At 55.2% G+C, this 21,795-nt stretch carries 26 protein-coding genes, 1 tRNA gene and 1 rRNA gene; 12 read left to right on the forward strand and 16 right to left on the reverse strand.

The genetic code is table 11. From position 1 onward, the window contains the following. Nucleotides 1–34 precede the first annotated feature (34 nt). Nucleotides 35–150: ribosomal RNA gene (rrf, locus tag AC4ICF_RS01825) — 5S ribosomal RNA — on the forward strand. 233 nt (nt 151–383) lie between these two features. Here rrf and AC4ICF_RS01830 read toward each other — a convergent pair. After that, nucleotides 384–459: transfer RNA gene (locus tag AC4ICF_RS01830), tRNA-Phe, on the reverse strand. Between the two features lie 168 nt (nt 460–627). Between AC4ICF_RS01830 and AC4ICF_RS01835 the strand changes: the two genes are divergently transcribed. Further along, the gene (locus AC4ICF_RS01835; RefSeq protein WP_116344027.1) at nt 628–1,473 is read left to right on the forward strand and encodes an AraC family transcriptional regulator; all 846 of its coding nucleotides are present in this window, start codon (nt 628–630) and stop codon (nt 1,471–1,473) included. 37 nt (nt 1,474–1,510) lie between these two features. Beyond that, entirely contained in the window at nt 1,511–2,101 is a 591-nt protein-coding gene (locus tag AC4ICF_RS01840) for a LysE family translocator (protein WP_316379824.1), read from the forward strand. Here AC4ICF_RS01840 and AC4ICF_RS01845 read toward each other — a convergent pair. The 5 genes from AC4ICF_RS01845 to aspA all read right to left on the reverse strand — a co-directional run bounded on the left by AC4ICF_RS01845 (nt 2,098) and on the right by aspA (nt 7,693). Then, nucleotides 2,098–2,673: a transcriptional regulator gene (locus AC4ICF_RS01845; RefSeq protein WP_316379823.1), complete on the reverse strand. Its 576-nt coding sequence runs from the start codon at nt 2,671–2,673 to the stop codon at nt 2,098–2,100. The genes AC4ICF_RS01840 and AC4ICF_RS01845 overlap by 4 nt on opposite strands. A gap of 49 nt (nt 2,674–2,722) precedes the next feature. Next, on the reverse strand, nt 2,723–4,426 hold the full coding sequence (locus tag AC4ICF_RS01850) for a protein-disulfide reductase DsbD (RefSeq protein WP_316379822.1): 1,704 nt from the start codon (nt 4,424–4,426) through the stop codon (nt 2,723–2,725). Next, a complete protein-coding gene (gene cutA, locus AC4ICF_RS01855; protein WP_014168278.1) occupies nt 4,402–4,725 on the reverse strand; it encodes a divalent cation tolerance protein CutA in 324 nt (107 codons plus the stop codon). The genes AC4ICF_RS01850 and cutA overlap by 25 nt, the downstream gene beginning before the upstream one ends. Nucleotides 4,726–4,838: 113 nt before the next feature. Beyond that, nucleotides 4,839–6,140, reverse strand: a complete 1,302-nt coding sequence (locus AC4ICF_RS01860) for an anaerobic C4-dicarboxylate transporter (protein ID WP_008502949.1) — start codon at nt 6,138–6,140, stop codon at nt 4,839–4,841. 116 nt (nt 6,141–6,256) lie between these two features. Then, nucleotides 6,257–7,693 carry an aspartate ammonia-lyase gene (gene aspA / locus AC4ICF_RS01865; RefSeq protein ID WP_003855923.1) on the reverse strand — a complete coding sequence of 479 codons (1,437 nt, stop codon included), beginning with the start codon at nt 7,691–7,693 and terminating at the stop codon, nt 6,257–6,259. Between the two features lie 335 nt (nt 7,694–8,028). On the opposite strand from aspA, the gene AC4ICF_RS01870 reads away from it, so the two are divergent. Further along, nucleotides 8,029–8,493, forward strand: coding sequence for an FxsA family protein (locus tag AC4ICF_RS01870; protein ID WP_316379821.1), 465 nt, complete (start codon nt 8,029–8,031; stop codon nt 8,491–8,493). Between the two features lie 43 nt (nt 8,494–8,536). Here AC4ICF_RS01870 and yjeH read toward each other — a convergent pair whose 3' ends face one another. Continuing rightward, nucleotides 8,537–9,766 carry an L-methionine/branched-chain amino acid transporter gene (yjeH, locus tag AC4ICF_RS01875; protein WP_116344022.1) on the reverse strand — a complete coding sequence of 410 codons (1,230 nt, stop codon included), beginning with the start codon at nt 9,764–9,766 and terminating at the stop codon, nt 8,537–8,539. A gap of 178 nt (nt 9,767–9,944) precedes the next feature. Here yjeH and AC4ICF_RS01880 point away from each other — a divergent pair, with 178 nt between their 5' ends. Beyond that, nucleotides 9,945–10,238 (forward strand): co-chaperone GroES, encoded by a 294-nt coding sequence (locus AC4ICF_RS01880; protein ID WP_003855929.1) that lies wholly within the window; start codon nt 9,945–9,947, stop codon nt 10,236–10,238. Nucleotides 10,239–10,269: 31 nt separating this feature from the next. Continuing rightward, the gene (gene groL, locus AC4ICF_RS01885) at nt 10,270–11,913 is read left to right on the forward strand and encodes a chaperonin GroEL (RefSeq protein ID WP_023310114.1); all 1,644 of its coding nucleotides are present in this window, start codon (nt 10,270–10,272) and stop codon (nt 11,911–11,913) included. Between the two features lie 64 nt (nt 11,914–11,977). On the opposite strand, the gene iadA is transcribed toward groL, so the two are convergent. From iadA to AC4ICF_RS01900, 3 genes are read right to left on the reverse strand one after another with little or no spacing between them, the layout of a single operon-like run. After that, nucleotides 11,978–13,141 carry a beta-aspartyl-peptidase gene (gene iadA, locus AC4ICF_RS01890; protein WP_316379820.1) on the reverse strand — a complete coding sequence of 388 codons (1,164 nt, stop codon included), beginning with the start codon at nt 13,139–13,141 and terminating at the stop codon, nt 11,978–11,980. A 10-nt stretch (nt 13,142–13,151) separates the two neighbouring features. Continuing rightward, nucleotides 13,152–13,613, reverse strand: a complete 462-nt coding sequence (locus AC4ICF_RS01895; protein ID WP_028015231.1) for a YjiG family protein — start codon at nt 13,611–13,613, stop codon at nt 13,152–13,154. Further along, the gene (locus AC4ICF_RS01900; RefSeq protein ID WP_116344020.1) at nt 13,594–14,259 is read right to left on the reverse strand and encodes a nucleoside recognition domain-containing protein; all 666 of its coding nucleotides are present in this window, start codon (nt 14,257–14,259) and stop codon (nt 13,594–13,596) included. Before AC4ICF_RS01900 ends, AC4ICF_RS01895 begins: the two co-directional genes overlap by 20 nt. A gap of 234 nt (nt 14,260–14,493) precedes the next feature. Here AC4ICF_RS01900 and AC4ICF_RS01905 point away from each other — a divergent pair, with 234 nt between their 5' ends. After that, complete coding sequence (locus tag AC4ICF_RS01905) at nt 14,494–14,847, forward strand: DUF4156 domain-containing protein (protein ID WP_014882205.1); 354 nt, start codon at nt 14,494–14,496, stop codon at nt 14,845–14,847. Between the two features lie 64 nt (nt 14,848–14,911). Here the strand turns inward: AC4ICF_RS01905 and epmB are convergent, their stop codons facing one another. Further along, nucleotides 14,912–15,940, reverse strand: coding sequence for an EF-P beta-lysylation protein EpmB (gene epmB, locus AC4ICF_RS01910; RefSeq protein ID WP_126326199.1), 1,029 nt, complete (start codon nt 15,938–15,940; stop codon nt 14,912–14,914). A 40-nt stretch (nt 15,941–15,980) separates the two neighbouring features. Here epmB and efp point away from each other — a divergent pair, with 40 nt between their 5' ends. The 3 genes from efp (at nt 15,981) to ecnB (ending at nt 16,992) form a co-directional block, all read left to right on the forward strand. Beyond that, nucleotides 15,981–16,547 carry an elongation factor P gene (efp, locus tag AC4ICF_RS01915; RefSeq protein WP_003855940.1) on the forward strand — a complete coding sequence of 189 codons (567 nt, stop codon included), beginning with the start codon at nt 15,981–15,983 and terminating at the stop codon, nt 16,545–16,547. 58 nt (nt 16,548–16,605) lie between these two features. Next, nucleotides 16,606–16,737, forward strand: a complete 132-nt coding sequence (locus AC4ICF_RS01920; protein WP_049138508.1) for an entericidin A/B family lipoprotein — start codon at nt 16,606–16,608, stop codon at nt 16,735–16,737. Nucleotides 16,738–16,845: 108 nt separating this feature from the next. Then, a complete protein-coding gene (gene ecnB / locus AC4ICF_RS01925) occupies nt 16,846–16,992 on the forward strand; it encodes a lipoprotein toxin entericidin B (RefSeq protein WP_003025482.1) in 147 nt (48 codons plus the stop codon). A 37-nt stretch (nt 16,993–17,029) separates the two neighbouring features. Here the strand turns inward: ecnB and AC4ICF_RS01930 are convergent, their stop codons facing one another. Then, complete coding sequence (locus AC4ICF_RS01930; RefSeq protein WP_116344018.1) at nt 17,030–17,629, reverse strand: helix-turn-helix transcriptional regulator; 600 nt, start codon at nt 17,627–17,629, stop codon at nt 17,030–17,032. Nucleotides 17,630–17,887: 258 nt separating this feature from the next. Here AC4ICF_RS01930 and sugE point away from each other — a divergent pair, with 258 nt between their 5' ends. Further along, nucleotides 17,888–18,205 (forward strand): quaternary ammonium compound efflux SMR transporter SugE, encoded by a 318-nt coding sequence (gene sugE / locus AC4ICF_RS01935; protein ID WP_061099494.1) that lies wholly within the window; start codon nt 17,888–17,890, stop codon nt 18,203–18,205. Here the strand turns inward: sugE and AC4ICF_RS01940 are convergent. Together AC4ICF_RS01940 and blaACT are read right to left on the reverse strand one after the other, a co-directional pair. Beyond that, nucleotides 18,202–18,732 (reverse strand): lipocalin family protein, encoded by a 531-nt coding sequence (locus AC4ICF_RS01940; RefSeq protein WP_316379819.1) that lies wholly within the window; start codon nt 18,730–18,732, stop codon nt 18,202–18,204. The two genes, sugE and AC4ICF_RS01940, sit on opposite strands and share 4 nt — an antisense overlap. Before the next feature lie 106 nt (nt 18,733–18,838). After that, entirely contained in the window at nt 18,839–19,984 is a 1,146-nt protein-coding gene (gene blaACT, locus AC4ICF_RS01945) for an ACT family cephalosporin-hydrolyzing class C beta-lactamase (RefSeq protein WP_316379828.1), read from the reverse strand. A 132-nt stretch (nt 19,985–20,116) separates the two neighbouring features. Between blaACT and ampR the strand changes: the two genes are divergently transcribed. Then, nucleotides 20,117–20,992 (forward strand): LysR family transcriptional regulator AmpR, encoded by an 876-nt coding sequence (gene ampR / locus AC4ICF_RS01950; protein WP_116344016.1) that lies wholly within the window; start codon nt 20,117–20,119, stop codon nt 20,990–20,992. 29 nt (nt 20,993–21,021) lie between these two features. Here ampR and frdD read toward each other — a convergent pair whose 3' ends face one another. Both frdD and frdC read right to left on the reverse strand, forming a co-directional pair. Continuing rightward, nucleotides 21,022–21,381, reverse strand: coding sequence for a fumarate reductase subunit FrdD (gene frdD / locus AC4ICF_RS01955; RefSeq protein WP_000609653.1), 360 nt, complete (start codon nt 21,379–21,381; stop codon nt 21,022–21,024). Nucleotides 21,382–21,391: 10 nt separating this feature from the next. Continuing rightward, nucleotides 21,392–21,787 (reverse strand): fumarate reductase subunit FrdC, encoded by a 396-nt coding sequence (gene frdC, locus AC4ICF_RS01960; RefSeq protein WP_116344015.1) that lies wholly within the window; start codon nt 21,785–21,787, stop codon nt 21,392–21,394. Nucleotides 21,788–21,795 lie beyond the last annotated feature (8 nt).

Here is a 21,795-nt window from a genome sequence, read left to right on the forward strand (position 1 = left end):
CAATATTCAGCCTGATACAGATTAACAGAATTTGCCTGGCGGCTTTAGCGCGGTGGTCCCACCTGACCCCATGCCGAACTCAGAAGTGAAACGCCGTAGCGCCGATGGTAGTGTGGGGTCTCCCCATGTGAGAGTAGGGAACTGCCAGGCATCAAACAAGAAGAACCCCGTACCGTAAGGTGCGGGGTTTTTTGCTTTGGATGCCAAAAATGCCGGGAGACGGCTTCGCCTTACCCGGCCAGGATCCGCAGGACCGGTAAAAACAGTACCATCCGGCAATGCAGACCGCACGATCCCACGGCAAAGAGAAGCAAGAATATAAAGAAGGGATTTATAAACACAGAAAAGCAAAAACCCAGCCATAGGCTGGGTTCTTTAAATAGTGGTGCCCGGACTCGGAATCGAACCAAGGACACGGGGATTTTCAATCCCCTGCTCTACCGACTGAGCTATCCGGGCAACGGAGCGCATTAAACCGCAATCGCGCCTTATCGTCAACATTATTTCAGGAAAAGCTGTTCAACTGCTTAAGTTTGCGGCAATCTGTTCGTTTTCGCCGTGAAAATGCACAAATCTTCCAGACAATACCAGCCTGTGAGGCAATGCTGATAACAACAGGAGGGCAGTATGGCAAAAGACTGGCTTGAGCTCCGTCAGCATGCGGATACCGGTATTGAAACGATTAAAGCGCACTTCGAAGGCCATGCCTTCGATCCCCACTGGCACGATAGCTATCTGGTCGGGATTACCCTTTCAGGCACCCAGCAGTTCCACTGTCGTCGCGAACGTCACCGCAGCCATCCGGGTGATGCGTTCTTACTGGAGCCGGGTGAAATTCACGACGGCGACGCGCCTGTGGAAGGGGGCTTTACCTATCTGACCTTCTATCTTGACGAGCAATGGCTGACGCGCACCCTCCGGGGATTATATGAAGCCACGCCGGACCGCTACTCGCTTCACTTTGCTCAAACGCTAACGCGAGAACCTCAGCTGGTCCGTTCTATCGGTGAGACGTTTAACGCGCTGCATAGCGATGAGATGAAAATTGTGCAGCAAAGCACAATGGATAAACTGCTCTCTCAGATCACCTCCCATTGCCACTGGCGTAAGAAACTCCCGTCGCAGCTACAAAGCGCTGCCGTGGCGCACCGCGCACGTGACTATCTTTATGCGCATATCGGCGAGAACGTGGGGCTGTCAGACCTTGCGCGCGAGACGGGCACGGATCGCTTTACGCTGACGCGCTGTTTTAAGCGTGAGTTCAACCTGGCGCCGCACGCCTGGCTTATTCAGCTGCGTCTGGCAAAGGCGCGACAGCTGCTGGCGCACGGCGAGCAGCCTGTTAATGTCGCTACAGCGCTCGGCTTTGCAGACCAGAGCCATCTGGGACGCTGGTTCCAGCGCGCATACCGCATTTCCCCCGCCCACTACCGCCGGTTGTGCACAAACCTTCCAGACGTTTCCAGAAAATAACGGCACAGTGAGGGCTCTAAGAAAAAAGGAGCCCCCTGTGAGCCTGATGCCTTATCTGCTGTTTGCCTTTGTCGCATCGATAACGCCTGGTCCGACGAATATTCTTGTTCTCACCAACAGCCAGCACTTTGGCGTGAAAAATACCGTCCCTGCCATTTTGGGGGGATGTATTACGGCGAGTCTGATTGTGCTGGTATCGGGCGCCGGCGCCGGGGAGGTGTTGCGCCAGTTTCCTCTGATACGCCAGGCAATGAGCTGGGCAGGCGTACTGTGGCTCACCTGGATGAGCTGGCAGCTGTATCGCGCACCTGCGGCGAATATTGCTGAGAAGGCGCCTCATCGTTTCACGGCGCAAGCTGCAGCGCTGCTGCAGCTGGTGAATCCGAAAACGTGGATGATGGCGCTGGCGGTAGTGAGTCTTTTTGCCCCCGCGAGCATTCACCCGTTAAGAGATATTGCGCTGATGGCGCTATGGTTCTTACTGATTTCTGTGATGTGTTTGATGTGCTGGGCGTGGCTGGGGAAGGCGGTAAGCCGGGTGTTTCGCACCACCGTGGCGATGGTGCGGTTTCAGCGCCTGATGGCGCTATGTCTTCTCATCTCTGCCTGGGCGGGCATGCTGGTCTAGGTCAACGCCCCACCCATACGACACTGGGCAAAGCGCAGAATGTCTTCCGCCAGACGGTGCGCCGTATCCACATCGGCCTGGCTACGGTTCACCAGCATGCGGCTCAAACAGCCCTCCAGTACGAGCTCCATCTGCTTAGCGACCATTGCCGGGTCATCCACTTCAAGCGTTGTCAGCAGTTCATGGGTGAAGTCATGCGCCGCACGTTTTTGCTGATCCGCCAGCTGGTGTATTGGATGGCCAGGATCGGGGTAAAACGTACAGGCAGCAATAAACAGGCAGCCCGGATAACGATTGTTGCTGACGCATTCTGTCAGGGCGGTGTAGCGCGCCAGCAGCTTTTGCTCAGCCGTCAGATCTTCATTCAACATTAGCTGCCTGCGCCAGATATCCACCTGCTGGCTAAGATAGCGTAGGGCATCATAAAGCAGCGCCTCTTTATCCGGCCAGAAGCGCTTTAGCTCATCCAGAGGGTAATCGATACGGTCGGCTACCATCTCAAGCGTGGTGCTGGCGATCCCTTGAATCTCAAGTAGTTGCAGGGCTTGTCCCAGTACGTCTTCGCGTTGCACGGTTGTCTCCTCCGCTATTCCCAACGGTATGTCCCGTCTAAAGTGTTGTTTACGGTTGGCGATTGCGCAAATGCGCGCTGAATGCTGTTGCATCCATAAACCCGGTTACACGCTGTTCTGGCTGCTCTTCCCCTTGTTCATTAAAGAACAGAATGGTCGGCAGCCCGAGCACGGTAAGGTGTTTAAGCAGGGCCTTATCCTGCGCATTGTTGGCCGTGACGTTTGCCTGAAGCAACACCGTTTCTTTCAGGGCATTTTGCACCTGAGGATCGCTAAAGGTGTATTTTTCAAACTCTTTGCAGGCGACACACCAGTCGGCATAGAGATCGAGCATCACCGGTTTGCCTTTTGCCTGCGCCAGCGCGCTGTTGAGCTCATCGACGTTCTTAACGTGTATAAAGTGTAAATGTGCCTGAGTCTGGCCCACCGGCGAGCCGAACGCCCAGTCCTGAAGCGGACGCACACTCACCAACGCGGCGGCGAGCAGGAGAATTTGCACCAGACGCATCCACGCTTTTTTGGCTCCCAGGCTGACGATAAACGCCCATGAGAAGAACGCCACGCCGAGCATGGCCCACAGGCGCAGACCCCACGTGTCACCAATAATACGCTCCAGCAGGAACACCGGGAGCGCCAGAATGACAAAGCCAAACGCGGTTTTCACCGTCTCCATCCACGGGCCGCTCTTCGGCAGCAGGCGGTTGCCAAATACCGTCACCAGAATCAGCGGCAGGCCCATACCGAGCGCATAGAGATACAGCGTACCGCCGCCGAGCCACATGTTGCCGCTCTGGGCAATGTACAGCAGGATAGCGCTGAGCGGCGCGGTGGTGCAGGGGGAGCAAATCAACCCGGCGATGGCACCCATTGCGAATACGCCGCCCGCAGAGCCGCCCTGCTGGCGATTGCTCATCAGCGTTAAGCGGGTTTGCAGCGAAGAGGGCAGCTGTAGCGTGAACAGGCCAAACATCGACAGCGCCAGCAGGATAAATACGACGGACAGGCCGATAAGCACGTAAGGGTGCTGGAGCGCCGCCTGGAACTGTAGCCCGGCCGCGGCGACCACGAGCCCGAGTGCCGTGTAGGTGAGCGCCATACCCTGCACGTAGATAAACGCCAGCAGCAGGGCGCGGGCGGTAGAAAGACGCTGTTTGCCGCCCAGCACAATCCCGGAGATAAGCGGATACATCGGCAGCACACACGGGGTAAAGGCAATGCCGATGCCAATCAGTAAGGCCCAAAGCGCTGAGAAAGGAAGGTCGGAAGCGGTTTCGCCTTCACCCCTCACCCTGGCCCTCTCCCCTGAGGGGAGGGGGGAGGCAGCCGCTTTAACTTCACTAAGCGGAACGACCTTCGTTTCAGGTGGGTAGCAGAAGCCCGCGTCGGCACAGCCCTGATAGGTCACCGTCAGCGTGGCGTCCTTATCCGCCTGATTCACCGTGACGGGCACGCTCAGGCGTTGGCGATAGATTTCACTTTTACCGTAGAATTCGTCCTCGTGCCACTCGCCAGCGGGCATCTGCAGCGCGCCGACGCTAGCCTTTGCAGGCGTGATGCTGACCTGCTTGCGGTAGAGATAGTAGCCCTCTTTCACCTGCCAGGTCAGATTGAGATCGTGCTGGTCCTGCTGAAAATCGAAAACAAACGCCTGGTCGGCAGGAATAAAGTTTGAACGGCCGGGTGCGTCAAACAACCCGGCAAATACTGACGTGCTGCACAGCAGCAGGATCAGCGTAAAGAAGCGTTGAGCCATGAGAGATAGTCGTTATCGCCGTGGACCACTGGCAGCACCAGCAGCTCCGGGGTTTGGTAAGGATGATGAGACTTGAGGCAGTCAAGGAGCGCCTGCTGATTCGCCAGATTAGTTTTAAGTAACATCTGGACTTCATACTCCTGCTCCAGCTTGCCTTCCCAGTAATAGAGGGAGGTCGCGCCGGGGAGCAGCGTTACGCAGGCTGCCAGTTTTTCGGCCAGCACTTTGGCGGCGAGATCCTGGGCAGAGGCTTCATCAGGGGCGGTACACAGTACAACAACAGCATCAGGCGTGTTCACAAGTCGACCTCCTCATCACGAAAGTCTTCACTATATCACGCAAGGCGATTGGTCATTAATGAAACGGGCCGCAGAGCGGCCCGATTTTAACTATTTTTACAACGGCTAACCGTTTACAGCACAATGCCGCCGATGATAAAGCCGAGGACGACGCAAAGCGTAATCGCCACCACTCCCGGGATCAGGAACGCGTGGTTAAACACGTACTTACCGATGCGGGTTGAGCCGGTATCGTCCATCTCAACCGCCGCCAGCAGGGTTGGGTAGGTTGGCAGAACGAACAGCGCAGAAACGGCGGCAAAAGAGGCAATCGCCGTCAGCGGTGTGACGCCTAACATCAGTGCAGCAGGCATCAACGCTTTGGTGGTGGCGGCCTGGGAGTAAAGCAGCGTCGCGGCAAAGAACAGTACCACTGCCAGCAGCCACGGGTAGTTGTGCAGCAGGTCACCCGCCACGGTCTGGATATCGCTAATATGCGCTTTCACGAAGGTGTCACCGAGCCACGCCACGCCCAGTACGCACACGCAGGCGCTCATGCCGGACTTGAAGGTACTGGCGTTCAGCACTTCGCTGGTGTCGATTTTACAGGTGATGCTAATCAGCGTCGCAATGGTCAGCATGAACACCACAATCGCTTCGTTACGCGGCAGCACCGGGTTCTGAATCAGCCCCACGGTGTCGCTGATGGCGGTCGCGTAGAACATCACGGCGACAATACCGATCAGGAACAGCAGCACGGAGCGTTTCGCGTGCGGCTTCAGTTCGAAGACCTGGCTACCGCGCAGGCTCACTTCACCTTTTGCCAGACGCTCCTGGTAAACCGGATCGTCTTTCAGCTCGGCGCCGAGGAAGTTACACAGCACGGCGGTAATCATCACCGCAATCAGCGTAACCGGAATACAGATCGCCAGCAGCGTCAGGTAGCTCACGCCCATTGGCTCAAGGATACCCGCGAAGAAGACTACGGCGGCAGAGATTGGCGACGCGGTAATGGCAATCTGAGACGCCACTACAGCAATAGAGAGCGGACGAGACGGGCGAATACCCTGCTCTTTTGCCACTTCAGTAATCACCGGCAGCGTGGAAAATGCCGTGTGGCCGGTTCCCGCGAGAATGGTCATAAACCAGGTCACCAGCGGGGCAAGGAAGGTTATATATTTCGGATGGCGGCGCAGCATGCGCTCCGCCAGGCTCACCAGGTAGTCCATACCGCCTGCGACCTGCATGGCCGCAATAGCAGCAATAACCGCCATGATGATTTCAATAACGTCAAAAGGGATTGCGCCGGGTTTAATCTGAAAGATAAGGGTAAGCACGAGCACCCCGAGGCCGCCGGCAAAACCAATGCCGATACCCCCGAGTCGCGCGCCCAAATAAATCGCCAACAGGACGATGACGAGTTCTGCTCCAAACATAAAGACCTGCCTTGCTTATTAACAAGTTGATATTGAATTGTTGTATTTAGGTAACGCCTAAAAAGAAAAAAGGCACGTCACTTGTGACGTGCCTTTCGGAAGCCTAGCCTGAACTGTTACTGTTCGCTTTCATCGGTATATCGTTTCGCTTTATATGCCGGGTGCATCAGGTTCTGGGCCGAGAAGATATCGTCAAGCTCAGCTTCGGTCAACAGCCCGCGCTCCAGCACGACTTCACGAACGCTCTTACCGGTTTCGGCACAAATCTTACCAACGATGTCGCCGTTGTGGTGGCCGATGAACGGGTTGAGGTAAGTGACGATCCCGATGGAGTTATAAACATAACCTTCACAGACTTCTTTATTCGCCGTGATGCCGTTAATGCATTTTTCCAGCAGGTTGTAGCAGGCGTTGGTCAGGATGTGAATAGATTCAAACATCGCCTGGCCAATTACCGGCTCCATCACGTTCAGCTGCAGCTGACCCGCTTCAGAGGCCATGGTCACGGTCGTATCGTTACCGATGACTTTGAAGCACACCTGGTTCACCACTTCTGGCACAACCGGGTTCACCTTGGCTGGCATGATGGACGAACCGGCCTGCAGTTCTGGCAGGTTGATTTCGTTCAGGCCAGCGCGCGGACCGGAAGATAGCAGGCGCAGGTCGTTACAGATTTTGGACAGTTTCACCGCCAGACGTTTCAGGGCGCTGTGTACCATCACGTAGGCACCGCAGTCGGAGGTGGCTTCAATCAGGTCTTCCGCAGGCACAACCGGCAGGTTAGACACTTCCGCCAGCTTCTGAACCGCCAGCTGCTGATAGCCATCCGGGGTGTTCAGACGCGTACCGATGGCGGTTGCGCCCAGGTTCACTTCCAGCAGCAGCTCGGAGGTGCGCAGCAGGTTTTTAGTTTCTTCATTCAGCAGCACGTTAAACGCGTGGAACTCCTGGCCCAGCGTCATTGGCACCGCGTCCTGCAGCTGGGTGCGACCCATTTTCAGGATGTCCTGGAACTCAACCGCTTTACGCTGGAAGCCATCACCCAGTTGGTTGATAGCATCTACCAGTTTCACTACAGAGGCATACACCGCGATACGGAAGCCGGTAGGGTAGGCGTCGTTGGTGGACTGGCATTTGTTAACGTGGTCGTTCGGGTTCAGGTACTGGTATTCACCTTTCTGGTGACCCATCAGCTCCAGGCCAATGTTTGCCAGTACTTCGTTCGTATTCATGTTGACGGAGGTACCCGCGCCGCCCTGATAGACGTCAACCGGGAACTGGTCCATACATTTGCCGTTGTTCAGCACTTCATCGCAGGCAGCGATAATCGCATTTGCCGCGCTTTTAGGAATGGTTTGCAGCTCTTTGTTCGCTAGCGCTGCGGCTTTCTTCACCATCACCATGCCACGGACAAACTCAGGGATGTCGCTGATTTTGCTGTTGCTGATGTAGAAGTTTTCAATCGCTCTCAGAGTGTGAACACCATAGTAGGCATCCGCTGGAACTTCCCTGGTACCCAACAAGTCTTCTTCGATACGAATGTTGTTTAACATGTGAACCTTCTTTTCAAGCTGCCGATGGATTGTACTAAACACACAGTATTTATGTGGTTTTGAATATTTTCTGGCCGACGATTATTCCCTCAATCAGCCAGATGTTCGAGATCATATGCTGATGATAGCGAATTGCCGTAAGCTGGATCACTTATTATCGAGCCGATTCCATGATAATTATTAATCTGTGAAATGGGTCACCGCTTTAATATTTCCAAAAAAAATATCCGTGCAAACCGATTGAATTTTCGCTAACCGTCACCATCTCATACAAACGCGCGTCGCGAACACATTAAGACAGGGGCCCGACGGCACCTGCCCAACAGGAGATGCCAGTGCGCTGGATACCGTTTATTGCCTTCTTTCTCTATGTTTACATTGAGATTACAATTTTTATCCAGGTTGCCCACGTGCTGGGCGTCCTGCTGACGCTGATTCTGGTGATTTTCACCTCGGTGATTGGTATGTCACTGGTGCGTAACCAGGGTTTCAAAAATTTCCTGATAATGCAGCAGAAGATGGCCGCAGGCGAAAGCCCGGCAGAAGAGATGATCAAAAGCGTGTCGCTGATTATTGCGGGCCTGCTGCTGATCCTGCCGGGGTTCTTCACCGACTTCCTCGGCCTGCTGTTGCTGTTGCCGCCGGTTCAGAAGCACCTGACCATGAAGCTGCTGCCGCATCTGCGCTTTAGCCGCATGCCGGGCGGCGGGTTCAGCACAGGGCCAGGCGATACTTTCGAAGGGGAGTATCAGCGTAAGGATGACCAGCGCGATCGTTTAGATCATAAAGACGATCGTTGATTTTTTTGGCCCGGTGACGCGTCGCTTACCGGGCCTGCAGATTTTACCGCTTCGGTAAAAACGCCCACAGCCCCGCCAGCATGACGATGGCGTACACACTCTTCCATCCCACCATCGCCAGCAGCAGCAGGCAAAGCACCCCCCCGAAAACCGCCAGTGCCTTATAGCGCCCTTTCAGCAGACGACAACCCGCCAGCATGCACAGCAGGTAGATCATGATGAAAATGCCGTTGGCGTAGACGATCAGCGCATCAAGGTTGATGTCGAGAATATAAATGCACAGCGAGCTCAGCACACAGCAGCCCAGCACGGCATTCAGCGCATTAACCGGGAGTCGACGTTTAGACAAACGTGCAAGACGGCTCTCCGGTTTGTAGAGTGCCTGCGACCACACCAGACGGGCGAAGCTCTGGATATAAATATTGAGGCTGGCGAAGCAGGCGAGATAGCCAATCACGCAGGCCACCCATAGCGCCTTCACACCGAACAGTTCAACCACGATACCCGGTAGCGATGCGGCAGCGGCTTTATCTTCGCCGAACGCGTTGAAGTGCAGCACCAGCACGGTACAGGCCCAATATACGGTGCCCGCCAGCAGCAGGCCAATCATCAGGGCGCGAGGAAAATCACGCTCGGGCTGTTTAAACTCGGAGGCCAGGTGCGCGAACGCTTCAAGACCAACGAAACACCAGAACATGACGGATAACGCAGCGAAAAGCTGAGAATGGTCGATATCGTTTATCGCAGGGAAAGGGATATCCGCCACGGTAATGTCACCCGCAAACCAGATGGCGACGATCAGCGCGACGATCAACACGGCAACCAGCGTTTGCAGATTCGCGCTTGAACTGGCCCCGCGCGAGCCCACCCACCAGACAATCGCCAGCGTACCCAGTTCAGCCAACAGCAGCTGTTCGTCGTGCCAGCCAAACAGCGCCTGTCCAAAGCCGGTGGCGATATGCAGGGCTGCCGGAAGGCCAACGGGTATGACCGACAAAAACAGCCAGCCGGTCACGCGCTCCATACGCGGACCAAACGCCATGCCGACAAAATGCGCCACGCCGCCTGCGCTGGGGAAATGTCGTCCAAGGATGGCAAACACAATCGCCACCGGGAACACCAGCAGGATCAGCACCGGCCATGCCCAAAGGCTATTATTTCCGGCGACCAGCGCCGCCAGTGCCGGTACGGCAAACACGCCCGTCCCTAACAAGGAGGTTGAAAGCAGGCCAACGCCCTGCGCCAGCCCCAGCTCCTGCCTGAGTCCACTCATTTACCCTGTCCTGCCGCCATCAAAAGAGAGTGGATGGTAACACTTTCGCAAATTTTTTTTCGATTCCCCCTTGAAGGGGTAAAAAGCTATCCCCATCTCTCAGGGCACTAGTCGGAAAACCGCATGCGGGCCGGCGTCATCCATAACTGATAATGACTTTCTCAAAGGAGAGCTATCAATGAGTATTCGTCCGTTACATGATCGTGTGATCGTCAAACGTAAAGAAGTTGAAACCAAGTCTGCTGGCGGCATCGTTCTGACCGGTTCTGCAGCAGCCAAATCAACGCGTGGCGAAATCATCGCTGTCGGTAAGGGCCGCATCCTGGAAAACGGAACTGTGCAGCCGCTGGACGTTAAAGTTGGTGACATCGTAATTTTCAACGATGGCTACGGCGTGAAATCCGAGAAGATCGACAATGAAGAAGTGTTGATCATGTCCGAGAGCGACATTCTGGCAATTGTTGAAGCGTAATTTACGCACGAGAATTTGAGGAAATAAGAACATGGCAGCTAAAGACGTAAAATTCGGTAACGACGCTCGTGTAAAAATGCTCCGCGGCGTAAACGTACTGGCAGATGCAGTTAAAGTGACCCTGGGCCCGAAAGGCCGTAACGTAGTGCTGGATAAATCCTTCGGCGCGCCAACCATCACTAAAGATGGTGTTTCTGTAGCACGTGAAATCGAGCTGGAAGACAAGTTCGAAAACATGGGCGCGCAGATGGTGAAAGAAGTTGCCTCCAAAGCGAACGACGCTGCGGGTGACGGTACCACCACCGCGACCGTTCTGGCGCAGGCAATCATCACCGAAGGTCTGAAAGCCGTTGCTGCGGGCATGAACCCAATGGATCTGAAACGTGGTATCGACAAAGCTGTCGCATCCGCTGTTGAAGAACTGAAAGCGCTGTCCGTACCTTGCTCTGACTCTAAAGCCATTGCACAGGTTGGTACCATCTCCGCTAACTCCGACGAAACCGTAGGTAAACTGATCGCTGAAGCGATGGATAAAGTCGGTAAAGAAGGCGTGATCACCGTTGAAGACGGTACCGGTCTGGAAGACGAACTGGACGTGGTTGAAGGTATGCAGTTCGACCGCGGTTACCTGTCCCCATACTTCATCAACAAGCCGGAAACTGGCGCTGTTGAGCTGGAAAGCCCGTTCATCCTGCTGGCTGACAAGAAAATCTCCAACATCCGCGAAATGCTGCCAGTGCTGGAAGCCGTTGCGAAAGCAGGCAAGCCGCTGGTTATCATCGCTGAAGACGTTGAAGGCGAAGCGCTGGCGACTCTGGTGGTTAACACCATGCGCGGCATCGTGAAGGTGGCTGCGGTTAAAGCACCTGGCTTCGGCGATCGCCGTAAAGCAATGCTGCAGGATATCGCTACCCTGACCGGCGGTACCGTGATCTCTGAAGAGATCGGTATGGAGCTGGAAAAAGCGACCCTGGAAGACCTGGGCCAGGCAAAACGCGTTGTGATCAACAAAGACACCACCACCATCATCGATGGTGTGGGTGAAGAAGCCGCTATTCAGGGCCGTGTTGGTCAGATCCGTAAGCAGATCGAAGAAGCCACTTCCGATTACGACCGTGAAAAACTGCAGGAGCGCGTAGCGAAACTGGCTGGTGGCGTTGCGGTAATCAAAGTCGGTGCGGCGACCGAAGTTGAAATGAAAGAGAAGAAAGCACGCGTTGACGATGCCCTGCACGCGACCCGTGCTGCGGTAGAAGAAGGCGTAGTTGCTGGTGGTGGTGTCGCGCTGGTGCGTGTAGCTGCTAAACTGGCTGGCCTGACCGCACAGAACGAAGATCAGAACGTGGGTATCAAAGTTGCGCTGCGCGCAATGGAAGCCCCTCTGCGTCAGATCGTGTCCAACGCCGGTGAAGAGCCGTCTGTGGTTGCAAACAACGTGAAAGCGGGCGAAGGTAACTACGGTTACAACGCTGCAACTGAAGAATACGGCAACATGATCGACTTCGGTATCCTGGACCCAACTAAAGTGACCCGTTCTGCTCTGCAGTACGCGGCATCTGTAGCTGGCCTGATGATCACTACCGAGTGCATGGTGACCGACCTGCCAAAAGGCGACGCGCCTGACTTAGGTGCTGCTGGTATGGGCGGCATGGGTGGAATGGGCGGCATGATGTAATCATGTTGTTCTGAACCTCTCAGAACGAACCCCGGGCAGAAATGCCCGGGGTTTTTTATTGCCGCTACTCAAATGTTCCTTTCACGCACGCTACGCCTTCGCGCACCATCTGGCGGCCTTTCGCCCAGACCTCGCGGATCTTCAGGTCATCCGTCAGCACCAGGAAATCGGCATCGCATCCGGGCGCGATCCGCCCCTTATGCTCCAGCCCGAGAAACTCCGCCACGTTACGCGTAAACGGCAGAAGCGCCTCCTCCAGCGGCAGGTGATACCGGCTGACCAGCTGCTGTAGGGTTTCGGGCAGGGACTCGAAGCCCGCTACGCCAATGCCCACCAGATTGCCGTTTGCATCAAAAATCGGCTGGCTGCCGTTACCGTCCGAGCTGAGCGTAAGCCGGTTAAACGGCACCTGCGCTTCACGGGCCGTCACGATGGCGGTGGCGGCATCAATGGGTTCTCGGATGCTGGTGGTAATGTCGATATAACCCCCTTCGCGGGCATAGTTCAGCGCGGCGAGGAACAGCGTCTGGTCGCGGTTAACGTGGGTTGGCAGCAGCTTCGTGCGGGGAATGTCGGCGTTATCGAGGATGTTATACAGCGGCTCCAGCAGCTTCGGGCTGTTGCCGAGGTGAAACACGGATATGCCCGCTTTGGCACCCAGCAGCCCGCCGACGCGCGACTGGGCGGCCATATTCGCGAGCTGGTCATCCGTCGGTGCGGAGGAGCGATGGTCGGAAATCGCGCATTTCACGCCGATGATTTTATCAATCAGTGCCACATCCTTTTCGACACTGCCGGTAATCGTCGGAGAAGGCAGCCCGTACGCGCCTGTCAGCATCCACGCGCTGATCCCTTCGTGCTCAAGCGCCCGCGTTTTTGCCAGCAGGGATTCGGGATGGCGGGTTACGCCGTCGGTACCCAGCAGTCCAACAACGGAGGTGATGCCCGCCGCCACAAGCGCGGATAACCGCACCTCCGGCGTCCGGGTGTGCGGGCCAGCTTCACCGCCGCCGCCGATCAGGTGCACGTGCTGATCGATAAAGCCCGGGCAAACCACCGCCCCGGCGAGATCGCTTTCAGGACAGTTAAGCTGCGTTGTTGCGCGATCCGTTTTTTCAATCGCGACGATTTTTCCCCCGGCGACCAGCAGATCGCAACGTCCCCGATCCTCCGGCGCGTAAAGGTGCACATTGCGGAAAAGATGGGGTTCCAGCACTGAAAAATCCATTTTTATCTCCTCAGAAGAGTAGCTGCATTACCCACATTGAGAGCAGGGCGTTAATGACGCAGACAGTAATGATGTGCGGGTAATATTTGGGGTTCACCCCTGCGGTACCCAGGCAGCGGCCCGTGTTTTGTACCGGATTGCCCATCAGATAGATGGCGGGAAGCAGGACGGTGGCATCGTGGCCGTTGAGCGTGCCGGCAGCCACCAGGCTGGCGCAGACCCCCACGCCGCCTCCCATACTCATCACTGAGGCCAGAAGGACCGTTGCCGCCGCGCCCGGAAGCCCCCACAGCGCCATGATCGGCTCGCAAATATTGCCAACAATATCCAGCAGGCCGGTCACCTTGAGCGCCTGAATGATGACAAACGCCATAACCACGTTAGGCAGCAGGCTGGTGGTGGCGATGGTAAAGCCTCGGCGGGCGCCATCAATAAACATGTCCATGATATTTTTACGCGGCTGGGCGATCATTTTTTTCCTCCTGAATACAACGATCTTCCATGTGGGCGATCCACAGGCGCAGGAAGTTCGCGCCAACAAATTTAAACACCAGTATGACGGCAAGCGGCGTAATCACCGGGACGGTAATGAAGGTAAAAAGTGCGGCACCGGAAGAAAAATAGTTGGTAATGATGGCGCTACCGCTGGTCTGGAAGGTGGCGAAAATGGCGCGCTCGCGATCGGTAATTGCCCCTTCGTCGGTCAACTCTTTGGTCATCCCTGCCGCGGCATCGGTATTTTGCAGGTTGGCGATGAGGGCCAGAGAGCAGATGCCCGGTACGCCAAGCAGTGGGCGCAAAATGGGCGTCATCAGCTGTTGTGCGGCACGCAGCCCGCCCAGCCCCTCGGTGACGGCAATGATCCCGAGCGACAAAATGACCGAAGGTGCCAGTTCAAGGGCAAATAAGAAACCGTCTTTCGCCCCCGTACCGCCCTCGCCGCGAAATGTTAGTGCGCCGTTCACCGGACCAAAGCTGCCGTTTAAGACGGTAAAATCCAGCACGCGCCACCATTCGGTACTTTTGGCGAAAAAGCCTGAGAAAAATACGATGGTGAGCACAAACGCCAGATAGCCCACCCATGTTACCTTTTCCTCTCCTGAGGATGATGCACTCATGAAACCCCCTGTTTTAATCGCGTACAAAAGTTGTACGTCGCAACACTAAAAACGATCGGGGGCTAAAACACGATATCCCAAAGGGCATTATCAGAATTCATTTATGATATCGGAGGAGTAGCGTACGGAATCTGGCTCGCAGAAATGCGCGGGGATTTTTCTTTTAGTCATCTTTTAGGTATAAGATTTACACACGGACAATTACTGTCCAGCTTATTGAAAACGAGGAATAACATGCGCGTAAAAGTCTGTGCAGGGATCGTAGGAGCAGCATTGCTGCTGGCGGGTTGTAGCTCCAGCAATGAACTGTCGGCAGCGGGCCAGGGCGTTCGCTTTGTGGAAGATAAGCCAGGCAGCGAATGCCAGCTGTTAGGCACGGCCACCGGTGAACAAAGTAACTGGATGTCGGGTCAGCACGGTGAAGAAGGCGGCTCTATGCGCGGCGCGGCGAATGCCCTGCGTAACCAGGCTGCAGCTATGGGGGGGAATGTGATTTACGGCGTGAGCAGCCCGACGCAAGGAATGCTTTCCAGCTTCGTGCCGACGGCCAGCCAGATGAGCGGCCAGGTTTATAAGTGCCCGAACTGAGTTTACTTGCTGATGGCGCTGCGCCCCACCTCGTAGGGCAGGTAAGCGTAGCGCCACCTGCCTTTTAGCGCTGCCGCAGCTGCAAATCCAGCGGCGTCTTACTCGGCTCTCCGCCAATCTCGCGTGCCAGTTTCGGCACCATATACCCTGAAACCAGCGTTAACAGCTCGCGCATAATCTGTCGGGCTTCCTCATCCGTCACCATGAAGTGTGCCGCACCCTGCACGCGATCCAGTACGTGCAGGTAATAGGGCATCACGCCTGCGTCAAACAAGGCGTTGCTGAGATCGGCCAGCACGCGGGCACTATCATTCACGCCGCGCAGCAGGACGCTTTGGTTGAGCAGCGTGACGCCCGCCTTACGCAGACGCGCCATCGCCGCGCGAAATTCATCGTCGATTTCGTTCGCGTGGTTGATATGGTTTACCAACAGCACCTGCAGACGGGACTGCTCCAGGCGCGCAACCAGGCCGTCGGTGATACGTGCCGGAATGACAATCGGTAAACGGCTGTGAATGCGCAGACGTTTGATGTGCGGGATGGCTTCAAGCTGCGTCAAAAGCCAGTCCAGCTCATGATCTTTTGCCATCAGCGGGTCACCGCCGGAAAAAATAATCTCATCCAGCTCTGGATGGGCGGCGATATAGTCCAGCGCAACCTGCCAGTTACGCTTATTTCCCTGGTTTTCGGCGTACGGGAAGTGCCGACGGAAGCAATAACGACAATTAACCGCGCAGCCGCCTTTTACCAGCAGCAGGGCGCGATTGAGATATTTGTGCAGTAAACCCGGCACCACGCTGTTCTGCTCTTCCAGCGGATCGGTGCTGTATCCCGGCGCTGTAATAAACTCATCCTGTGACGTAAGCGTTTGTTTTAATAAAGGATCGTCTGGATTGCCTTTTTCCATGCGCGCAACAAACGCGCGGGGAACGCGCAGGGCGAAAAGTCGCTTTGCCTCGCGGCCTGCAAGCAACTCCGGATGCTGATCGAGGTCTAAAAGACGCAGCAATTCATCAGGACTGGTGATTACATCGGCAAGTTGCGATAACCAATCTTCTCTGGACGGGGTGTTTAGGGTTACAATATGCGCCATTTTGTGGCTTAGCTACCAGTTAACAAATTTAGAGGGCCTTATGGCAACGTACTATAGCAACGATTTTCGTGCTGGTCTTAAAATCATGATGGACGGCGAACCGTACGCGGTTGAAGCCAGCGAATTCGTTAAACCAGGTAAAGGCCAGGCATTCGCACGCGTTAAGCTGCGCCGCCTGCTGACCGGTACCCGTGTTGAGAAAACCTTCAAATCTACTGACTCCGCTGAAGGCGCTGATGTTGTCGATATGAACCTGACTTACCTGTACAACGACGGTGAGTTCTGGCACTTCATGAACAACGAAACGTTCGAGCAGCTGTCTGCTGACGCGAAAGCAATTGGCGATAACGCGAAGTGGTTGCTGGATCAGGCTGAGTGCATCGTGACCCTGTGGAACGGCCAGCCTATCGCTGTTACCCCACCAAACTTTGTTGAGCTGGAAATCGTTGAAACCGATCCAGGTCTGAAAGGTGATACCGCGGGTACTGGCGGCAAGCCAGCAACGCTCTCCACTGGCGCTGTGGTGAAAGTGCCACTGTTCGTTCAGATCGGTGAAGTGATCAAAGTGGATACTCGCTCCGGCGAATACGTATCCCGCGTGAAGTAATTTACGTCATGATTCGAGGCGCAGCGCCCGCTGCGCCTGATTTTTGCAGGCAGGGATGATGAAACGTATCGTTAAAATTCTGCTTCTGTTAGCGCTCTCCAGCGTACTGCTTTCCGGCTGTAACACCGCGCGTGGCATGGGGGAAGATATCCAGGACCTTGGACATATCATTTCCCACGCAGCCAGCTAGGCTCGTCTAATTTTCCTAAAAATGCTTCCTTTTCCGTCAACCGACGGGATCTTGTCTATTCTTAAGTTGCTATACACAAAACAACTTTGGCTATAAAAGGAAGATATTATGGTTAAGAAGACAATTGCAGCGATCTTTTCAGTCCTAGTGCTTTCTTCAGTGTTAACGGCCTGTAATACCACGCGCGGCGTCGGTCAGGATATTTCTGAAGGCGGTAGCGCGATCTCTGGTGCGGCAACGAAAGCTCAGCAGTAATGAACACACGGTACGGGACCGAATGGGTTTCGTACCGTCAGCTTTCTGACTCCTGCAAGGATAAAAAGGGTGAAAAGCGCGTATCCATATGCAGTTTCATGCGGATATTTCGTTTATAGGTATAAACCGTTTTGCCATTGATACTCAGGTGAGCAGCAATTTTTTGATTGCTCGCGCCGTCCATCCACAATGTCAGCACTTTCTCTTCCTGTCGGGTTAGCAAGGGAGCGGCCACAGTAGGTCTGTGCGTGCTTGCGCCCGAGATTAACGCGTCGTTAATAACCGCCGCGAGTTCCTCAAGACGGGCATTTTTCATCAGTGAAGACCAGACTGGGAAGTTCTCCAGCCAGGCCGTCATGTCCCTGTCCTCTCCTGATTGCAGCATAATAAAGGGTAATTTTTCGCTGGCGTTCAGCAAGGACGAGAATTGCTGAAAATGGTGAATATCCTGGCGGAAACCATGCAGGTCAGCGATAACCAGCGCGGGTTTCCATTGCAGAATGTGTTCTCTGGCAAGGAAGAGATTGTTCAGCCCGGTCACAACGTAGTGCCCCGGGAACAAACCGGAATGATTGAGCCATGCTTCGAACCCGGTACGGGTGAAGTGACAACGGTCAATCAAAAGAATTTTGAACATATTTTATTCGCAATCGGCTAGTGGTTTGGCTTCCTGCCATCAGAAAGCACATCATCATAGAGAAGTCCGATGAGTAATAAATGCCTGAACTCCGCGCCTTACTGCGGCTATTTCTGGGCTTAACGCGATCAGCAGAAATTGATTGAAAAAAAATCGCACACTAACCAAAATATGGGGTGTTATCTGCCTTGCGGGACGACCCGTAAGCGCTTCCTTCATCGGGGACGGCCCCAACTTTTTTAAGTTAAGGAGCCTGATATGTCCTGGATTATTCTTTTGATTGCTGGCCTGCTCGAAGTGGTGTGGGCGATTGGTCTCAAGTACACGCACGGATTTACCCGCCTGACGCCCAGCGTCATTACCGTTACTGCGATGATCGTGAGTATTGTTCTGCTCTCGTGGGCGATGCGTTCCCTGCCGGTGGGAACGGCCTATGCCGTCTGGACGGGGATCGGTGCCGTAGGCGCGGCGATTACCGGCATTTTGCTGCTGGGTGAGTCAGCGAGCCTGGCGCGCATTGCCAGCCTCGCTCTGATTGTGGCCGGTATCATTGGACTGAAGCTCAGCACCCATTAATGGGGCTGTTTTACCCAGATGAGTTTCGATACATCAAACCCCTGCCGGGTCGCGACGTCCAGCATCTGCTGTTTCATTTCTGACGAAATAGTTGGCGTGCGGGAAAGTATCCACAGATAGTCGCGATCCGGCCCGCAGACCAGCGCGTGACGGTACTCTCTGTCGAGCGCTATTACGTTATAGCCGCCATAAAACGGGCCGAAGAAAGAGACTTTGAGCGCGGCCCGTCGCGGGTCTCCAGTGAAGTAGGCTTTCCCAACCGACTGCTGCCACATCTCTCGATCGGGATTATAACCCCGGTTGATCACCTGAATACTGCCATCATCCATCAGGCTGTAATGTGCCGTGACCTTCTCCAGACCTTGCTCAAACCGGTGATCGAGGCGTGCGATTTCGTACCATGTTCCAAGGAAGCGTTGTGCATCAAAAGGCGTGACGACGGTGACGCCAGGCGGTGGGGTAGGGGAACTGCAGGCAACAACTAAAAACGCGGCCGTCACCGCGGCGATAACAGGCAGAATGCGCATAGGAGTTTCCTTACTGTTTTTTGTTAAGTGTAGATGACAGCAGGAAAAAAGCGGAGCAAAGTGCGGGTGTTTCGCCGGGTAAGCGTTAGCGCTACCCGGCAATGTTTTACTGCATCGCGTCAAGAATACGGTATGCCGCCTCAACTCGCGCCGGGTTCGGATAGCTTTTATTTGCCAGCATCACAATGCCGAGCTGCTTTTCAGGAATAAATGCCACGTAGCTGCCAAACCCGCCGGTTGAGCCGGTTTTATGCACCCATGAGGCTTTTACCGGAGGCGCCGGAGGATTCACTTCTCTCGCGGGCAACGGTGCCAGAGCAACCTTGTTATCGCTGCCTCCGACAACGGTTTTTACATCGACCGGCCAGTTGAGCATCTCCCAGCCCAGCCCCTGATACATAGCACCCACGCGCCAGTAGCGGGACTGCGCCAGCGTAATGCCTTGCTTCAGGGACGTATCCTGCAGCGCGTCAGGGGCCATGTTGGCCATCACCCAGCTTGCCATATCCTGCACGTTGGTTTTCACGCCATACGCCTCTGCGTCCAGCATGCCCGGTGAAACGTGGACCGCTTTACCGTCACGATATCCCCAGGCGTAATGCGCCTCCTCCGCTTTCGGAACATTAATCCAGGTATGGTCGAGCTTGAGCGGCTTAAAGACCCGCGTCGTCATGGCCTGCTCATAGCTCATGCCGGAAGGTTTGATCGCCAGCGCGCCAAACAAACCGATGCTGGCATTGGCATAAAGACGCGTGGTGCCCGGTTTCCACTGCGGCTGCCAGTTTTGATAGAAGCGCAGCAGGGAGGCGTTATCCGTGACCTCATCCGGTACCTGTAACGGCAGGCCTCCTGCTGTATAGGTTGCTAGATCCAGCATGCGAATTCCCTGCCACTGCTTGCCTGTCAGTTCAGGCCAATATTTGGTTACCGGATCGCCCAGCGATATTTCGCCGCGGGCAATGGCATCGCCTCCCAGCACGCCGGTGAAGGTTTTACTTATAGAGCCCAGCTCGAACAGGGTTTGCGGGGTGACGGGCTTGTTCGCCGCGATGTCGGCTTTTCCGAAGGTAAAGTAGCGTGGCTGGCCCTGATAAATCACGGCCACCGCCATGCCAGGAATGGCCTGCGCTTTCATCAGCGGCGTAACGGTACGTTCCACCACGTCAGCCAGCTGTTTTTCTGACATCGGGGCAGCTAATACCAAGCAGGAGGTGCTGAGCAGCAGGGCGCAGCAAAGGGATTTTGTCATCATCATTTATCTTCCGTAATAGCAGGTCAAGGGAGTGTCCGGGCCCGACAGACCGCTGTAGTCTGTTGGATTTGACTATGGCTGACAAACGGTTAAATTTAGCATGAGCTGTTAATTTTTCTAACGGATGGAACGATGACCCGCAGCTATCTCCCGCTTAATTCGCTTCGCGCCTTCGAAGCGGCCGCCCGGCATCTCAGTTTTACGCATGCCGCGATAGAGCTGAATGTCACCCATTCAGCCATCAGTCAGCACGTTAAGGCGCTGGAACAGCATCTGAATTGTCAGCTGTTTGTCCGCGTTTCGCGCGGCCTGATGCTGACCACGGAGGGGGAAAATCTGCTGCCGGTGCTGAATGATTCATTCGATCGTATCGCCGGAATGCTGGATCGCTTTGCCAGCCAGCGCGCCCAGGAGAAGCTAAAAATCGGCGTGGTTGGGACTTTTGCTACGGGTGTTTTATTCTCTCAGCTCGCAGACTTTCGCCGCTGTTATCCGCATATCGATCTCCATCTTTCCACCCATAACAACCGCGTCGATCCGGCGGCTGAAGGGCTTGATTATACGATCCGCTACGGCGGTGGAGCGTGGCACGGCACCGAGGCGCACTTCCTGTGCCCCGCACCGCTGGCGCCGCTTTGCTCGCCCGAAATCGCCGCCGTGCTCCACTCTCCGACCGACATCCTGAAGTTTACCCTGCTGCGCTCTTACCGACGCGACGAATGGTCGGCATGGATGCAGGCGGCAGGCGAGCATCCTCCCTCGCCAACGCACCGGGTGATGGTATTTGATTCGTCTGTCACCATGCTGGAAGCCGCGCAGGCAGGTATGGGCATTGCCATTGCGCCTGTCGATATGTTTACCCATTTGCTGAACAGCGAGCGTATTGTGCAGCCGTTTACAACGCAAATTGATCTGGGCAGTTACTGGTTAACGAGACTGCAGTCGCGGGCTGAAACGTCCGCAATGCGTGAATTTGCCCAGTGGCTGGTGGGAAAGATGAAGAAATAAAAGGCCCGCCTGATGGCGGGCCAGAAGCGTCAGATAGTGACAACCGCAATCAGCGTCACCACGGTCAGGATGGTTGCCAGCCCGTAGAATACCCATTTACCGCTCGGCACATGGATTTTCAGGTCATGCATCGCATGGTGAATACGGTGCAGACCGCACCACAATGGCAGGACGATCATCAGAAAGATGAACACGCGGCCGATAAAGCTGCTCGCAAACGCCAGCACGCGCTCGTAGCTCAGCGCATCGCCCGGGAACAGCCCCAGCGGCAGCATAATGCCGACCAGCAGGATGATAACCGGGGCGATGATGGCACTCCACATGCCGCCTGCGCCAAACAGGCCCCAGAAGACCGGCTCGTCTGAACGTTTTGGATTTGGATTGATCACAGTAGTCTCCTTACCAGAACAGTGCGACAAACAGAACGACCACAGTGACCAGGATCGTCACTGCCCACAGCCCTTTAATGACTGGCTCCGGCCCCATTTTTTCGTCTTTTATGATGATATTCGCCGCTTTTGGCGCCAGTTCAAACCAGGTTTTGGTATGAAGCAGCGCCGCCGCGAGCGCGATCAGGTTCAGAACTACGATGATTGGGTTTTGCAGGAACCCCACAAAGCTGGCCCAGGTTTCCGGCCCGTGTTTGAGGGCGAAAACGCCGTACATCAGCTCAAGGCTGAACCAGACCGCCGGTACCGCCGTGCCTTCACGCAGCATATAGAAGCGATAAAACGGCAGGTTTTTCCACCAGGTGGACGGCACTGGCCGCACGTAGGCTTTGCGTTTAGTCGTCATTATGCACT

Source organism: Enterobacter sp. ECC_219_Taxon_10, assembly GCF_058354905.1.

Excerpts from the sequence above, each read along its gene's own strand:
- yjeH (WP_116344022.1), bottom strand. The coding sequence starts at position 9,766 with ATGAGTGGACTCAGGCAGGAGCTGGGGCTGGCGCAGGGCGTTGGCCTG.
- blaACT (WP_316379828.1), bottom strand. The coding sequence starts at position 19,984 with ATGATGACAAAATCCCTTTGCTGCGCCCTGCTGCTCAGCACCTCCTGC.
- ecnB (WP_003025482.1), top strand. The coding sequence starts at position 16,846 with ATGGTTAAGAAGACAATTGCAGCGATCTTTTCAGTCCTAGTGCTTTCT.
- sugE (WP_061099494.1), top strand. The coding sequence starts at position 17,888 with ATGTCCTGGATTATTCTTTTGATTGCTGGCCTGCTCGAAGTGGTGTGG.
- efp (WP_003855940.1), top strand. The coding sequence starts at position 15,981 with ATGGCAACGTACTATAGCAACGATTTTCGTGCTGGTCTTAAAATCATG.
- AC4ICF_RS01850 (WP_316379822.1), bottom strand. The coding sequence starts at position 4,426 with ATGGCTCAACGCTTCTTTACGCTGATCCTGCTGCTGTGCAGCACGTCA.
- AC4ICF_RS01880 (WP_003855929.1), top strand. The coding sequence starts at position 9,945 with ATGAGTATTCGTCCGTTACATGATCGTGTGATCGTCAAACGTAAAGAA.
- AC4ICF_RS01900 (WP_116344020.1), bottom strand. The coding sequence starts at position 14,259 with ATGAGTGCATCATCCTCAGGAGAGGAAAAGGTAACATGGGTGGGCTAT.
- groL (WP_023310114.1), top strand. The coding sequence starts at position 10,270 with ATGGCAGCTAAAGACGTAAAATTCGGTAACGACGCTCGTGTAAAAATG.
- iadA (WP_316379820.1), bottom strand. The coding sequence starts at position 13,141 with ATGGATTTTTCAGTGCTGGAACCCCATCTTTTCCGCAATGTGCACCTT.
- AC4ICF_RS01905 (WP_014882205.1), top strand. The coding sequence starts at position 14,494 with ATGCGCGTAAAAGTCTGTGCAGGGATCGTAGGAGCAGCATTGCTGCTG.
- AC4ICF_RS01895 (WP_028015231.1), bottom strand. The coding sequence starts at position 13,613 with ATGATCGCCCAGCCGCGTAAAAATATCATGGACATGTTTATTGATGGC.
- AC4ICF_RS01860 (WP_008502949.1), bottom strand. The coding sequence starts at position 6,140 with ATGTTTGGAGCAGAACTCGTCATCGTCCTGTTGGCGATTTATTTGGGC.
- AC4ICF_RS01930 (WP_116344018.1), bottom strand. The coding sequence starts at position 17,629 with ATGTTCAAAATTCTTTTGATTGACCGTTGTCACTTCACCCGTACCGGG.
- AC4ICF_RS01835 (WP_116344027.1), top strand. The coding sequence starts at position 628 with ATGGCAAAAGACTGGCTTGAGCTCCGTCAGCATGCGGATACCGGTATT.
- AC4ICF_RS01920 (WP_049138508.1), top strand. The coding sequence starts at position 16,606 with ATGAAACGTATCGTTAAAATTCTGCTTCTGTTAGCGCTCTCCAGCGTA.
- aspA (WP_003855923.1), bottom strand. The coding sequence starts at position 7,693 with ATGTTAAACAACATTCGTATCGAAGAAGACTTGTTGGGTACCAGGGAA.
- AC4ICF_RS01940 (WP_316379819.1), bottom strand. The coding sequence starts at position 18,732 with ATGCGCATTCTGCCTGTTATCGCCGCGGTGACGGCCGCGTTTTTAGTT.
- epmB (WP_126326199.1), bottom strand. The coding sequence starts at position 15,940 with ATGGCGCATATTGTAACCCTAAACACCCCGTCCAGAGAAGATTGGTTA.
- frdC (WP_116344015.1), bottom strand. The coding sequence starts at position 21,787 with ATGACGACTAAACGCAAAGCCTACGTGCGGCCAGTGCCGTCCACCTGG.
- ampR (WP_116344016.1), top strand. The coding sequence starts at position 20,117 with ATGACCCGCAGCTATCTCCCGCTTAATTCGCTTCGCGCCTTCGAAGCG.